Below are 13,129 nucleotides of genomic sequence, written 5' to 3'. Positions count from 1 at the left end.
TCGGGACGGAGCAAGCTCCGTACACCCGGAGGTAGATTCCCTTTGGGACCGGCGGAGCCGGTACACCTAGGGGACCAATCCCCTTCGTACGACATGGGATGTACTGAGGATTGGGGTGGGGATACGCCGCACGCAAAACGCGGCGGATCGTCCCGGAGTGCTAGAGGAGGCGGTTAGAGCCGGCGATAGCGGGTCGAGAGCAGGTCATAAAACTGCTGCGCCTGCTCCTGCGGGGAGCAGTACACGAAGCCTACGTCGGTGCGGCCCTGGGCCGGGATTACCTGGCAGGTTACTTGCAGCCGCGCATCTTGCATCAAGAAGCTGAAGCTAGTGCCCAAGGCCAGCTCGGCCACAAAGGACACGCTCGAGCTGCCCCGGTCCACGATGCGGTAGTTGGTGTAACCGGCTCCGGGGTGGATGGTCGGCCCGAGTTGGACCAAGGCGTCGTAGAGTTGCTGCGGGCTGGCGGCAAACCCCACCGAGGGGACCTGGGTGGCCTGTTGGGGAGCACAGGCCGCCAACAGGGCCAGCAGGGCGAACAGGGCCAAAGTTCTGAATCGCATGGCTGCACTGTACAAAAGCCTGGCGTATCGCTTCAAGCATCGGCTAAAGGCGGGCTCAGGGCCCTCCGATGACGAGCCGATCGAGCCCATCCATCCGCAGCTCGGCCCCTGCGGCTGGGTAGCCGTTGGCTTGCAGGATGTAGGCCAGCAGCTCGAGGGTCTGCGCCTCGTTCAGGATTCCCGCCCGGCCCAGCGGCATCCGGCGGGCGATAAACTGCCCAAGCTCCTTGGCGCTTTTGCCCTTCCAGTGCTCGAGGAAGCGCGGCCCGCTAAGCGGGGGTCCGTAGCGCCCAGCCAGGCTCGCCCCGTGGCAGGCGGCGCAGAGCTCCAGGCTCAAGGCGCGACCGCGCTCGGCCTGGAGGGTGAATCCCCCGGTTTGCGCCAGGGCCACCAGTAGCAGGGCGAAGAGGCTGGGCAAGGCCAGAAGGTGGGTCGTGGCGAGTTTCAACAATGCACCTCGAGCCCGGCGAAGGGGGCTATTTGTCGGTCATGGTGAAGCCGCTGAACACGAACTGGTAGGCGTTGCTGGCGGAGTCGTAGGTCACGTCGAACCGGGTGGGATAGAGGGTCTTGCGGCCCAGCACCGGCGGACGCGGCACGGACATGCTCAAGGTTTGCTTCTTGAGCAGCAACTCGCGGGTGATCATCGGTTCCAAGAAGGCGAACTTGCCCGCATAAGCCCCGGCGATCATCACCTGGTCGAAGAGGCCGGGCTTGAGCTGGCCGGGAGCGGAAAACTCCGAGAGCGGTAGGGCGTGGAAGCCCATCAGCGGCACGCAGAATTCCTCGGGATTGGCCTGCGGCGGCACGGCGGGCGCATAGCCCTGGGGGGTCAGCTCGGGGGTGGGAACGGTCAGGTCCTTGCAGTCGATGGTCTTGGTTTCGCTGGCCGGGAGCCCGAAGAAGTGGAAATCGAAGTGCGGGGTCAGGTAGCGATCCGGCGGGTGGCCCAGCGGCTCCCACCACAGCTCCATGTGGTCGAGGAAGGTGGCTTTTTTGACCACGTCGGGGAACTCGAGGTTCACCTCCGGCCCCATCTGCATGTTCATCCCCTGGTGGTTGGGGTCAGCGGCGGGGGCTTTCTCGATACCGCTGAGGGGAATCGTCACCCCGGCTTCCATCACCTGCCCGTTCGCGCCCAACTTGGCCCAGCTCGAGACCTTGGCGCCGTAGAGCACCGCGCTCGGACCGGCCACAGTCTGCTGCGCCTGGCCGATAGCGAGGAGCCCGATGGTCGCCAATGCCCCGGCCCCCACGAGGGGGATGAGCCGCTTCGAGTACGCTTGCATCTTGACCTCCTGGGCCTTAGCCCGCGATCAGAATGCTCCGGGGGGTGTTAAATCGGCGTTATATTCCCCGCCCCTCCAAAAAACTGGCCTTCCTCGAGCCCCAGCGCCAGGTGGGCAGGCTGGGGCTCGGTCGAGGCCGGGTTGCCGCTGGGGGGCAATACGCTGAGCGAACGCGGCGGTTGCTGGGTCTGGTGATCTGGTTCCTGCACGGTCGCGGCTGGCCGGGTAGCATGGCCGGGTGGAACTCGGTTACTCTTTTTGTCCCAACGATACCTTCATCTTCTACGCGCTCGTCCACGGCAAGGTCGCGAGCCCTTTCCCGGTAGCGGAAACCCTCGAGGACGTGGAAACCCTCAACCGCTGGGCCATGGAGGGCCGCCTTCCCCTCACCAAGATCAGCTATGCCGCGTATGGGCGGCTCCGCGAGCGGTACGTGGCCCTGCGTTCGGGGGGGGCCCTGGGGCGGGGGGTGGGGCCCTTGTTGGTGGCCCGTGCCCCTGTGGATAACCTTGTGGATAAGCGCATCGCCATCCCCGGCACGAACACCACCGCGTCCATGCTCCTGTCCCTGTACGGCACCGGCTTCGTCCCGGTGGAGATGCGCTACGACCGGATCCTGCCTGCCGTGCAGTCGGGTCAGGTGGACGCCGGGCTTATCATCCACGAGTCGCGCTTCACCTACCCCCGCTACGGGCTAGTCAAGGTGTTGGACTTGGGCGAATGGTGGGAGGCGGAGACCGGGCTGCCCATCCCTTTGGGGGCCATCCTGGCCCGGCGCGACCTGGGCGAGGCCGCCATCCGCTCGCTGGACCGGGCGGTGCGAGAGAGCCTCGAGTACGCTTACGCCCACCCCGAGGAGACGGTGGCCTACATCAAGCGCTATGCCCAGGAACTCGAGGACGAGGTGATCTGGGCGCACATCCACGCCTACGTCAACGAGTTCTCGCTGGACGTGGGCGAGGAGGGAGAACGGGCGGTGGCCGAGCTATTTCGCCGGGCCGAGGCCAGGGGGCTCATTCCGGGCTCGAGCCAGGGCAATTTTCTCGCGCGGTGAGGGTCCCCGCCATCGTATCGCAGCATCCGGTGATCCAATCACAATTAGGCGATAAAGTAAGAGCCATGATTCCGCAGTTCCTCGCTGCGTTGCCCCCCGAAGCCCGTGGGGAGGCTGAGCGGGTTTTTCACCCGTTCTCGGCCCGGCGGGGCAGCTACTTGTGCTACCCCGAGGACGAGGCCCGCACGCTGTACTACGTGAAGGAGGGCTGGGTACGGCTGTTCCAGCTGGGCGCCCAGGAAGAGGAGATCACCCTCACGGTGGTGGGGACCGGGGAGATCTTCGGTGAGGCCGCGTTGCTCCCAGAGGGGCGCTATGGGGTGTTCGCCGAGCCGCTGGTGGACTCTGAGCTGTTCTCGGCTTCCCGGGAGGATTTGCAGCGGCTGATGTCCCGTTTCCCGGCGGCCCAGACCGCTTTTCTGATCCTGCTCTCCCAGCGGTTGCGCAAGGCCGAGGAGCGCCTGCGCGACCTGCGCTTCAAGGAGGTGCTGCCCCGATTGGCCAAAGCCCTGTTGGCGGCCATGCGCGAGGGGGAAGAAGGGTACGAGATCACCCTTTCCCACCAGGACCTGGCCCACCTCGCCGCCTCGACCCGCGAGACCGTGACCAAGGTGCTGGGCGAGTTGGCGCTCGAGGAGACCATCGAACTCGGCTACCGCCGCATCTTGGTCTTGCGCCCGGAGGAGCTGCGCCGGGTAGCGGGATAGGGGCAGGCAGCGCTCGGATTGTGATCTGCTGCAACCGGCCTTGCGGGAATTGTCCGATGCTCTGATGGAGATTTGCCGTGCCGACCACGTCCGAACGACTCCGCCCCTACCTGCCCTATGGCCTCGAGGATTTGCCCGAGCTGCTCGAGCGTCCCCGCCCGGCCCCTCGGGCCGAATTGATGGCCGGGCTGCTAGCCTACTTACACCGCATCGGCGCCCCCCCCGCCAGCCTCGCCGCCGCCCGCCGGTTGGGGGAACCGCATAGCCGGGCCATCGTCACCGGGCAGCAGGCCGGGCTCCTCACCGGCCCCGCCTTCACCTTTTACAAGGCCCACTCTGCCTTGGCCTTGGCCCGCCAGTACGACGCCCCTGGGCGGGCGGTGGTGGCGGTGTTCTGGGTCGCCTCGCAGGACCACGATACCGACGAGGTGCGCTCGGTGCGGCTGCTGGACCTGGACGAGCGCTTGCACACGCTCGGCCTCGAGCTGCCCCGTTCCCGCCCCACGGGCCGTATCCCTTTCGGCCCTTACCTGGAGCAGGTCTGCGCCTTGCTGGGAAGGTTTGGGGGGGTCCCTTCGGTGCGGGAGCGGATCTGCCGGGCGATGGTGGGGGAGTGGTCGTATAGCGAGGTGTTCGCCCGGTTGCTGCTGGAGTTTCTGGGAAGCGAGGGGCTGGTGGTCCTCGACCCCATGGCCCCCGAGCTGGCCCCGCTTTTCGTCCCGGCGCTCGAGCGCGAGATCGCCATGCCCTTGGCTTCCGCCGAAGCCATCAACCAGACCGCCGCCCGGATGCGGGCCGATGGGCTCGAGCCGGCGCTGGGCCGGGGTGAGGCCGCGACCAACCTGTTCCTCGAGGGCGAGGATGGGGTGCGCCGCCTGCTGCGTTTTCGGGAGGGCCATTTCGAGGACGGCGAGCGCCGCTATACCCCGGCCGACCTCCTGGCGATCCTGCACCGCCACCCTGCGCGCATCACCCCGGCGGCGGGGCTGCGCCCGGTGTTGCAAGACCTGGTGTTGCCCACCGCCGGCTTCGTGGTGGGGCCGGGCGAGCTCAAGTACGTGGCCGAGCTGGGCGGGGTCTACCGGCTGCACGGCCTCGAGCCTCCCGCGGTGATCCGGCGGATGGGGGCCACGGTGCTCGAGCCCCCTATCCGGCGCATCCTGGGGCGCTACGGCCTCGACCCCTGGGCCTTCCAGTCCGATCCCGAAGGGAAGTTCCTGGAGGCGCTGGCCCGGCAGCACGCCTTGGCCCGGCAGCTCGAGGCCTCCCTCGGCGAGATCGCGGCCAAGTTTGCCGAGGTTCAGGGCTTGCTGGCGCAGTTCGAGCCGACCCTAGAGCACTCCCGCCGCCGGTCCCAAAAACGCGTGACCCACGAGCTCGAGCGGTTGCACCACAAGCTCTTGCAGGCCGAGCTGCGCAAGGAGGGCCTCGTGCGCGCGCAGTTCGAGCGCCTCAGGCTCCACCTCACCCCGGGTGGTGCGCCCCAGGAGCGGGTTTATCCCTTCTTGATGTACCTCCTCAAGCACGGGGAAGGGGTGCTCGAGCGGTTGCGCCAGGCCCCGGCGGTGGGGAGTGTGGGGCTCGAGGTTTAGCCGTCACAGCCTCGAGCCCACCCCCGCGTATACTGTTTGGGATGACCCTGCCGCGCTGGCTCTTGGCCCTCGCCGTTTTCCTGGCCACGGCCCTGGCCCAGCAGCCCGACCTCTTGCTGCGGGTGCTGTTGCTGGAGGCCCCCAGCGCCCAAATAACCCTGGGAAGCCACCAGCGGATCACCGCGGGGGGCCGCCAGGCTTTTCCGGGCGGCCCGGTGGGCCTCGCCCAAAGCGGGAGCGAGGTGCTGGTAGACGGGCAGAAGGTCGGGCCCTGGGTCGAGCTGGCCGGGGATGGCTTCATCCTGGGGGATAAAGCTTACCGCGGGAGCCTTTTGGTGGTGGCCCAAAACGGGCGGCTGTTGCTGATCAACCGGGTCTGGCTCGAGGACTACCTGTTGGGAGTGCTGCCCGCCGAGGTTCCGCGCTCCTTTCCCGCTGCGGCGTTGCAAGCCCAGGCCATCCTGGCCCGCACCTTCGCCCTCAGCCGGCTCAACCCCAGCGGCCTCTACGACCTCTGCGCCGATGAGCGCTGCCAGGTCTATGGCGGGCGCGGGGTGGAGACCCCCGAACACACCGCCGCCGTGCAGGCTACCCGCACCCTCATCGTGAGCTACGCCAACCAGCCCATCGCCGCCGTCTACCACGCCGATTCGGGCGGTTACACCGCCGCCGCGGAGGAGGTCTGGGGCCGCTCGGTTCCCTACTTGTTGCCGCGCCCCGACCCCTACTCGCAAAGCCCCAAAAGTCCCTGGGCGCTTACCCTCTCGCCGGCTGCGGTGGCCCAGCGGCTTTTGGCCCAGGGGGCTGCGGTGGGGGAGGTGCTCTCGCTCGAGGTCCTTTCCTACACCGACTCGGGCCGCCCCTCGCGCGTCCGCGTGCGGGGTAGCCTGCGCGCCGTCGAGCTCGCCGGGGCCGAGGCCACCCGCTTTCTGCGGGGCTTGGGCTTGCCCTCCACCCGCATCTCGATCAACGGCTGGCAGGTGAGCGGGCGTGGGCTAGGCCACGGGGTAGGGATGAGCCAGTGGGGGGCCAAGGGCTTCGCCCAACAGGGCTGGGATTTCCGTCAAATCCTCGGCTACTACTATCCGGGCACCTTTCTCAGCAGCTTTGAGGTGGTAAGCGGTCTCCACGACAAGCTAGTGGCGGCGGGCTATCCGGTGGGGGCCACGGTCGCCCAGCGGTAGCCGGGCTTGGCCTCGACCTCCGTTTAATCGCATCTCCATCGTTAGAAACCCCCTTGCAGGGCGACGCTATTCTGATATTATCAGAATATATGCCCATGAATTATCCCGTTGACAAAATCCCCTTGCGCCACGGCAGTCGGGCGCTCGTGCTGAATGCCCCCGCGGGTTACCTCGAGGCTTGGCAAGCTGCTGCCCAGGGGGTGGAACTCCTCCGGCAGCCCCCCACCGGCGGGGCCAGCTGCGACGTGGTGAAGGCATTCGTGCGCTCCGAGGCCGAGCTTCGCGCCCTGCTGCCGGTCGCCCTGGGCGTCCTCAAACCCGGCGGGCAATTCTGGATCGCCTACCCCCGCCGCCCGGACAACGAGATGCACCGTGACACCGCCTGGGACGCGGTCTTCAAGGAAGGCTTGCGGGTGGTGACGGTGGTGGTCTTGGATGCGGAGTGGCAGGCCGTCCGCTTCCGCCCCCTCGGGAAAGGGAGGGCTCGAGCCCGTTGAGACCGCCCCGCAGCCATGCAATTAATCTTGCTCTGCGTATAGTTGAGCCATGCCGCCGTTCAACCCCCCGCTGGGTAGGTTGCTGCTCGCCGTTGGGCTAGCTCTTTCCCTTGCCGCCCGAGCGGCTCCTACCTCAGGGTCTTTGGCCCAAGCGCTGTTCGACCAGGGAACTTTTTTCCTGGGCTTTTACTATAACGGCCCGGCCCAGCTGCCTTCGTTTCGCGAGCTGCGCCGCCTCTACCAGCCCCAGCTCGACCAGGCCTGCGCCCCCGATAAGGACCGTTGCGGCTACGAGCCGGCCCGCCGGGTGCTCGAGGAGATCCTCCAGAAGCTGGGCGACCCCTTTACCCGCTTCGTCAGCGCCCGCGAGCTCGAGGACGCCCGCCGCTACGAGCAGGGCCTGGGTCCGGCGGCCCCGCGCATCGGGGTATGGGTCCGTGAGACCCCCAAGGGGTTGGTGGTGGTGGAGTCCTTCCCCGGCGAACCGGCTTTCGAGGCGGGGTTGCGCCGGGGCGACCTCGTCACCGAGCTGGCTGGGCAGCCCGCCACTTTGGCCAGGCTGGAGGAGCTAGAGACGGGCAGCGGGAGCCCCTTCACCCTCACCTACAGCCGCCAAGGGACCCTCCGGAGGGCGAGCCTCGCCGCTCGGGTGGCCCAACAGACCATGCAGCCCCGCTACGAGCTGCTGGGCAAGGTGGCTTACCTGAAGGTTTACCACTTCTATAGCTCTCCCCAGTTCAGCGTGGCCGAGCGCATCTACGAGGCCGCCCGGCGGGCCGAAAGCGCGGGGGCCAAGGGGATGATCCTCGACCTGCGCGATGCGCTCACCGGCTACGACGTAGAAGCCCTGCTGGCGGCGGGGGCTTTTATCTCCAAGTTCGGCTTCATCTACGACCAGCGCTTTCAGGGCCTCGACGAGACCGTGACGCTCGAGAACGGCCAGGTGTTCAGCCAACGCGAGGGGCAAGGGCGCGAGCTGGAGCGGGCGGTCCCCAACCCCTACCAGGCCAAGCTCCCGCTGGTGGTGCTGGTGAACCGCTACACGGTGAACTCCGCGGAGATGCTGGCCTACTTCCTCCAGGCGGCGGGGCGGGCCAAGGTGATTGGGGAACCTACCGCCGGGGCTTTGGGGGTTTCGGGCGACGCCGAGGGGCCGCTCATCAGCGGAGATTTCATCTCGGTCTCGAGCCTCAGGATGCGGGCTTTAGACCAAACCCCTTTCCCCCTCAAGGTGACCCCGGATGTGCTGCTGCCGGAGGATCTGGAAGCCCTGAGCCAGGGGCGCGACCTGGCGTTGGAAAAAGCCCTCGAGCTGCTGAAGTAGGGATTCGATGCAAAGGGATCTGATGCGCAAAACTCGCCGATTCGGCCTCGCCTTGATGGCGGTTTTCGCCACCTTGGGGTGGGCCAGCCCGGCCCAAGACCTCTTCGATCAGGCCAGCTTTTACCTCGAGTTCTACTACTACGGTCCGGCCAGCGCCGACCTGCACGCCCTCACCGCCAAGTACCAGAAGAGCTTGGATGCCGCCTGCGCCAACCAAAAGGAGAGCTGCCCCTACGACACCGCGGTGGGCGTGATCCAGCGCATGGTCAGTGAGCTGGGCGACGGCCATACCTACTACCAATCCCCGGAGGCGCTGGGGCGCTTCCGGCAAACTGGCCGTGGCCAGGTTCCTTCAGGGGGTTTACGGATCGGGGTGGAGCACCGGTCCATTCCTGGCTCGCGCGACCGGCTGGTGGTGGACGTGGTGGAGGGCAGCCCGGCGGACCAAGCCGGGCTGCAGTACGGCGACCGGATCGTGGCACTGAACGGTAAAGCCCTGGGCGAATACGCCAGCGACGACGAGGTCGCTCAGGCCCTCAGCCAGCTGGTCCAGAGCGGGCAGCCGGTGCGCCTCACGGTGCTGCGCGGCCCCCAGCGGCAGAAGCTCGAGGTTGTCGTGACCGGGCGCGAGATCAACCTGGCCCGGCTTCCCTCGCTCAAGATGCGCCCGGATGGGGTGGCGGTGCTGCGCATCCCCGACTTTCTGGCCGAGGGGCAGGTGGGGCAGCGGGTTCACGAGCTGGTGCAGCAGGCGCAGGCCGCCGGGGCGAGGGCTATGCTGCTCGATCTGCGTGGCAATAGCGGAGGCAGCGCGGTAGAGGCCCTCATCAGCATGGCGGCTTTCGTGGATAACCCCTATGTGCTTTTTACCGACCGCTACGACGTCGAGCGCAACGAGCTGGTGGTCCAAGATGGGCGGATCACCGCGCGCGACAAGAGCGGGGCCGAAGTGCTTCGCTTGAGCATTCCCAACCCGGCTCGCTGGAGGGGGCCTTTGGCGGTGCTGGTGAACGGCGAAAGCGCCTCCGGGGCGGAGTATCTGGCCTCTGCGATCCAGTTCGCCAAGGCTGGGGTAGTAGTTGGGGAGCCCACCGCCGGGGTAGGTAACACCACCACCCGCACCTTCGGCCTCATCAACGGGGGTGGGCTCAACATCTCCTACAACCGGGCCTTTCTGCCGGGGGGAAACCCTTACCCGGCCCGGGTCACGCCCGATATCGCGGCCCCCGACGACCTGCGCGCCCTGGCCGAAACCGGCCACGACCTGCCCACGGAAAAAGCCCTCGTGGCGTTGTTGCCCCGAACGCAGGGAGGGGGATTTTAGGGCCCTGGGGATCTCCCTCGAGCTCACCGCCAGCCCCAAGACCCGAGTGGGGGCTATACGCACGGGGCTGGGCCTCGACTGCGACGAGCGGAGCGCTGGGCGGGTTCTTCCCGCCTCGGTATAGTAAGGTGTGGAACCCGACCTGCTCGCCCAAGCGCGCGAACATCCCCGGGGGATGGCCCGGTGAGCCTGTTCCGTATGGCTTTGGGCCTGGCCCTGGGGCCGGCGGTGGCGCTGGGTTTCGCCCGCTTTGCCTACGCGTTGGTGCTCCCGGCCATGCGCGAGGATCTGCACTGGTCCTACGCTCAGGCCGGGGGGATGAACACCGCCAACGCCCTGGGCTACCTGCTGGGCTCGCTCCTGGCGAACCCGGCCATGCGGCGCTGGGGCTACCGGGCCACTTTCCTGGGTTCGCTGGCCCTCACCGCCTTGGCCCTCCTTTGCTCCGGCGTTGGCGAGAACTACTTCGGGTTGGTGGCGCTGCGGCTTCTGGCCGGGGTGAGCGGGGCGCTGGTCTTCGTCTCGGGTGGGGCCTTGGCCGCGCACCTGGCCTCGCGTGACCCCAGCCGCTCAGCGTTGGTGCTGGGGGTGTACTTTGGCGGGGTGGGCTTGGGCATCCTGGCCTCGGGGGTTTTCCTGCCGGTGCTGCTCGAGGATCGCCCAGGGGCCTGGCCGTGGGCTTGGGTGGCCTTGGGGTTGCTCTCGGGGGTGGGTGTCGGGGGGGCATACCTGGCCGCCCGGCGGGTCGAGGTACCCCCACCCGCCCTCGCGGGCAGCCAGGGCGGGAGCTTGGGGAGCTTACTGCCCACCGCTGTAGCTTATTTCCTCTTCGCGCTCGGGTACATCGTCTATACAACTTTTGTGATCGCTTTTGTCCGCGCTGAGTTGGGCGCCCTCGAGGTGACCCTCTTCTGGTCGGTGTTGGGGATAGCGGTGATGGCGGGCGGGAGGATATGGGGCGAGCGTATCCAGAAGAGCCGCGACGGGAGCGCGCTTAGCCTGGTCCTGTTCACGATAAGCGCTGGGGCGGCGCTCCCCTTGCTCTCCAGGGCTTTCTTGCCGATGCTGGGCTCGGCTTTGCTGTTCGGCTCGTTTTTGTCGGTGGTTACGGCCATCACCGCCTTGCTGCGCCGGGCCTTGCCTCCTGCGCAGTGGGGTTACGGGATCGCGGTTTTCACGGTGATCTTTGCGGCGGGGCAGAGTCTGGGGCCGTGGCTTGCGGGGCTTCTCACCGATGCTTTGGGGGGCTTGCAAGCGGGGTTTGCGGCCTCGGTGGGGGTGTTGGTGCTAGGGGGGTTGGTCGCCCGGCTGCAACGGCCGACCTGATCCCCTCGACCCACCGGCCACCCGCAAAACTTGTAGTTTCCAGTACACTTATTCGGTAGGCGATGCTATGGCCCAGTCCCAAACCTACTGGCGGCTTTTCCGCAAGCGCTTCAAAAAGTGGCTCACCGAAGGGCAGCACAGCCCAGGGGAAAGCTACCACCAGCCGGAAAAAGAGGTCCACCAGACCCACCCCTGGTACCGGGTGATGTGCCTGACCGGGGTGGATTACTTTTCCACCCTGGGCTATCAACCTGGCATTGCCGCGCTGGCCGCGGGGATGCTCTCTCCCTTCGCCACGTTGGTGCTGGTGCTGGTGACGCTTTTCGGCGCGCTGCCGATGTACCGCCGGGTGGCGGAGGAGAGCCCCCACGGGGACGGCTCGATCTCCATGCTGGAGCGGCTGCTGGGCGGCTGGACTGCCAAGGTGTTCGTGCTGGCCCTGCTGGGCTTCGTGGCGACGGGCTTTGTCATCACGATCACCCTCTCCGCCGCCGACGCCTCCAAACACATCATCGAAAACCCCTTTTGGCCTCGAGGCTGGAATTACCAGGTCGGCCTCACCCTGGTGCTGATCGGCTTGTTGGGGGCCATTTTTCTCAAGGGATTCCGCGAGGCCATCGGGGTGGCGGTGGTGCTGGTGGTGATCTACATCGGGTTGAGCCTAGCGGTGGTGATAACCGGGTTGCTGGAGGCTTTCCGGCACCCTGAACTCATCGCCCGCTGGACCGACCTCATCCACCAAAGCTACGCCAGCCCTATGGCGATGATCCTGGCCGCGCTATTGGTGTTTCCCAAGCTAGCCCTGGGGCTCAGCGGCTTCGAGACCGGGGTGGTGGTGATGCCCTTGGTGAAGGGCGACCCTGACGACGATCCGGCGCACCCCAAAGGCCGGATCCGCAACTCGCGCAAGCTGCTCACCACCGCCGCCCTCATCATGAGCGTGATGCTCATCACCAGCAGCCTGGTGACGACCTGGCTGATTCCCCCCAGCGAGTTCTGGCCCGAGACCTCGGTATCGCACGAACTGCGGGGTGGGGCCTCGACGGTGGACGTTCCCCTCAACGGCAACCCCCAGGACATCTACACCTACCGCGTTCCGAACCGTACCGGGAACTTCAGCGAGCGGATCTCGCTCGGCCCTCGAGGGAAGATCACCCTCTTGGTCAGCGTGGTCGAGGACGGCGGCGTTCGGCAGGTAACGGTGGTCAAGCCAGCGGGCCAGGCCAGCGGGCGGGCGCTGGCTTACCTAGCCCACCGCCACCTAGGCGAGCTCTTTGGCACCCTCTACGACCTCTCTACCATCCTGATCCTGTGGTTCGCCGGGGCCAGCGCCATGGCCGGGCTGCTCAACATCGTGCCGCGCTACCTTCCCCGCTACGGGATGGCCCCGGAATGGGCCCGGGCCACCCGCCCGCTGGTGCTCATCTACACCGCGATCTGCTTCGTGGTGACGCTGATCTTCCGGGCCAGCGTGGATGCCCAAGCTGCCGCTTACGCCACCGGGGTGCTGGCCCTGATGACTTCGGCGGCGGTCGCCGTGACCCTTTCCGCGCTGCACAAACGCCAGCAAGCCTCGCTGATCGCTTTTGGGCTGATCAGCCTGGTTTTCATATACACCCTGGTGGTCAACATCCTCGAACAACCCGGTGGCCTCCAGATCGCCAGCGTCTTCGTGGCCGCCATCGTGGTGGTCTCCTTCACCTCGCGGGTACTGCGCTCCACCGAGCTGCGGGTGAAAGAGGTGATTTTGGATGAGGAGGCCCGGCGTTTCATCGAAAGCATCCCGGGTGAGATCCGCATCGTGGCCCACCACCGCGAGACCGGTAAGGCCTACGAGTACATCGAGAAGGCCAAGCGGGTGCGGGAGTTCACCCACCTGCCCGCCAAGGAGCCCATCCTCTTCCTCGAGGTGGGGGTGATCGATGCCTCGGAGTTCTCCGGCACCCTCCGGGTGCGGGGGCTCGAGGTGGGGGATTACCAAGTGCTCCGTACCGAGGCTCCGGCGGTGGCCAACGCCATCGCCGCGGTGGCGCTGCACATTCGCGATCTCACCGGCAAGGTTCCCCACATCTACTTCCAGTGGTCCGAGGGCAATCCCGTGCAGCTGGCGCTGCGTTTCGTGCTTTTTGGTGAAGGGGACATCCCCCCCCTCACCCACGAGATCCTGCGCAAGGCCGAGCCCAACCTGAAGCGCCGCCCCATCGTCCACGTGGGCGGGTAGAACTATTACAATAGCCTCCTATGCTGAACTAGGTGCCCGCGGAGCCTA

13 protein-coding genes are annotated in these 13,129 nt (G+C 66.9%); 9 read left to right on the top strand and 4 right to left on the bottom strand.

Annotated elements, in window-relative coordinates; translation table 11 throughout:
• Nucleotides 1-173: 173 nt before the first annotated feature.
• Genes DNA98_RS11700 through DNA98_RS17820 form a run of 4 tightly spaced genes read right to left on the bottom strand, consistent with a single transcriptional unit; the run spans nt 174 to nt 2,061 of the window.
• Complete coding sequence (locus DNA98_RS11700; protein ID WP_110530884.1) at nt 174-563, bottom strand: hypothetical protein; 390 nt, start codon at nt 561-563, stop codon at nt 174-176.
• Between the two features lie 55 nt (nt 564-618).
• Nucleotides 619-1,011, bottom strand: a complete 393-nt coding sequence (locus tag DNA98_RS11695; protein ID WP_233493194.1) for a cytochrome c — start codon at nt 1,009-1,011, stop codon at nt 619-621.
• A 28-nt stretch (nt 1,012-1,039) separates the two neighbouring features.
• On the bottom strand, nt 1,040-1,852 hold the full coding sequence (locus tag DNA98_RS11690; RefSeq protein ID WP_110530882.1) for a DUF5602 domain-containing protein: 813 nt from the start codon (nt 1,850-1,852) through the stop codon (nt 1,040-1,042).
• 47 nt (nt 1,853-1,899) lie between these two features.
• Nucleotides 1,900-2,061: a hypothetical protein gene (locus tag DNA98_RS17820; protein ID WP_158531644.1), complete on the bottom strand. Its 162-nt coding sequence runs from the start codon at nt 2,059-2,061 to the stop codon at nt 1,900-1,902.
• Between the two features lie 29 nt (nt 2,062-2,090).
• Between DNA98_RS17820 and DNA98_RS11685 the strand changes: the two genes are divergently transcribed.
• The 9 genes from DNA98_RS11685 to DNA98_RS11645 all read left to right on the top strand — a co-directional run bounded on the left by DNA98_RS11685 (nt 2,091) and on the right by DNA98_RS11645 (nt 13,081).
• Complete coding sequence (locus DNA98_RS11685) at nt 2,091-2,906, top strand: 1,4-dihydroxy-6-naphthoate synthase (protein ID WP_110530880.1); 816 nt, start codon at nt 2,091-2,093, stop codon at nt 2,904-2,906.
• A gap of 65 nt (nt 2,907-2,971) precedes the next feature.
• Entirely contained in the window at nt 2,972-3,613 is a 642-nt protein-coding gene (locus DNA98_RS11680) for a Crp/Fnr family transcriptional regulator (protein WP_110530878.1), read from the top strand.
• A gap of 77 nt (nt 3,614-3,690) precedes the next feature.
• Nucleotides 3,691-5,205: a bacillithiol biosynthesis cysteine-adding enzyme BshC gene (gene bshC, locus DNA98_RS11675; RefSeq protein ID WP_110530876.1), complete on the top strand. Its 1,515-nt coding sequence runs from the start codon at nt 3,691-3,693 to the stop codon at nt 5,203-5,205.
• A 41-nt stretch (nt 5,206-5,246) separates the two neighbouring features.
• Nucleotides 5,247-6,389 (top strand): SpoIID/LytB domain-containing protein, encoded by a 1,143-nt coding sequence (locus tag DNA98_RS11670; RefSeq protein WP_110530874.1) that lies wholly within the window; start codon nt 5,247-5,249, stop codon nt 6,387-6,389.
• Nucleotides 6,390-6,484: 95 nt separating this feature from the next.
• Nucleotides 6,485-6,886, top strand: a complete 402-nt coding sequence (locus tag DNA98_RS11665; RefSeq protein ID WP_110530872.1) for a hypothetical protein — start codon at nt 6,485-6,487, stop codon at nt 6,884-6,886.
• A gap of 49 nt (nt 6,887-6,935) precedes the next feature.
• Nucleotides 6,936-8,210: a S41 family peptidase gene (locus tag DNA98_RS11660; protein WP_110530870.1), complete on the top strand. Its 1,275-nt coding sequence runs from the start codon at nt 6,936-6,938 to the stop codon at nt 8,208-8,210.
• 7 nt (nt 8,211-8,217) lie between these two features.
• Complete coding sequence (locus tag DNA98_RS11655; protein ID WP_110530868.1) at nt 8,218-9,534, top strand: S41 family peptidase; 1,317 nt, start codon at nt 8,218-8,220, stop codon at nt 9,532-9,534.
• A 183-nt stretch (nt 9,535-9,717) separates the two neighbouring features.
• Nucleotides 9,718-10,860: a YbfB/YjiJ family MFS transporter gene (locus DNA98_RS11650; protein ID WP_199489390.1), complete on the top strand. Its 1,143-nt coding sequence runs from the start codon at nt 9,718-9,720 to the stop codon at nt 10,858-10,860.
• Between the two features lie 67 nt (nt 10,861-10,927).
• Entirely contained in the window at nt 10,928-13,081 is a 2,154-nt protein-coding gene (locus DNA98_RS11645; RefSeq protein ID WP_110530854.1) for an APC family permease, read from the top strand.
• Nucleotides 13,082-13,129: the final 48 nt, after the last annotated feature.

Origin of the sequence: Meiothermus sp. Pnk-1 (genome assembly GCF_003226535.1) — a bacterium.
Taxonomy (GTDB): domain Bacteria; phylum Deinococcota; class Deinococci; order Deinococcales; family Thermaceae; genus Allomeiothermus.
This window is presented reverse-complemented; position numbering and strand designations above follow the sequence as displayed.

What these genes read in the sequence shown, in the direction of transcription:
- DNA98_RS11680 (WP_110530878.1), top strand. Translation starts at nt 2,972, where the DNA reads ATGATTCCGCAGTTCCTCGCTGCGTTGCCCCCCGAAGCCCGTGGGGAG.
- DNA98_RS11665 (WP_110530872.1), top strand. Translation starts at nt 6,485, where the DNA reads ATGAATTATCCCGTTGACAAAATCCCCTTGCGCCACGGCAGTCGGGCG.
- DNA98_RS11660 (WP_110530870.1), top strand. Translation starts at nt 6,936, where the DNA reads ATGCCGCCGTTCAACCCCCCGCTGGGTAGGTTGCTGCTCGCCGTTGGG.
- DNA98_RS11645 (WP_110530854.1), top strand. Translation starts at nt 10,928, where the DNA reads ATGGCCCAGTCCCAAACCTACTGGCGGCTTTTCCGCAAGCGCTTCAAA.
- DNA98_RS11670 (WP_110530874.1), top strand. Translation starts at nt 5,247, where the DNA reads ATGACCCTGCCGCGCTGGCTCTTGGCCCTCGCCGTTTTCCTGGCCACG.
- DNA98_RS11655 (WP_110530868.1), top strand. Translation starts at nt 8,218, where the DNA reads ATGCAAAGGGATCTGATGCGCAAAACTCGCCGATTCGGCCTCGCCTTG.
- DNA98_RS11700 (WP_110530884.1), bottom strand. Translation starts at nt 563, where the DNA reads ATGCGATTCAGAACTTTGGCCCTGTTCGCCCTGCTGGCCCTGTTGGCG.
- DNA98_RS11690 (WP_110530882.1), bottom strand. Translation starts at nt 1,852, where the DNA reads ATGCAAGCGTACTCGAAGCGGCTCATCCCCCTCGTGGGGGCCGGGGCA.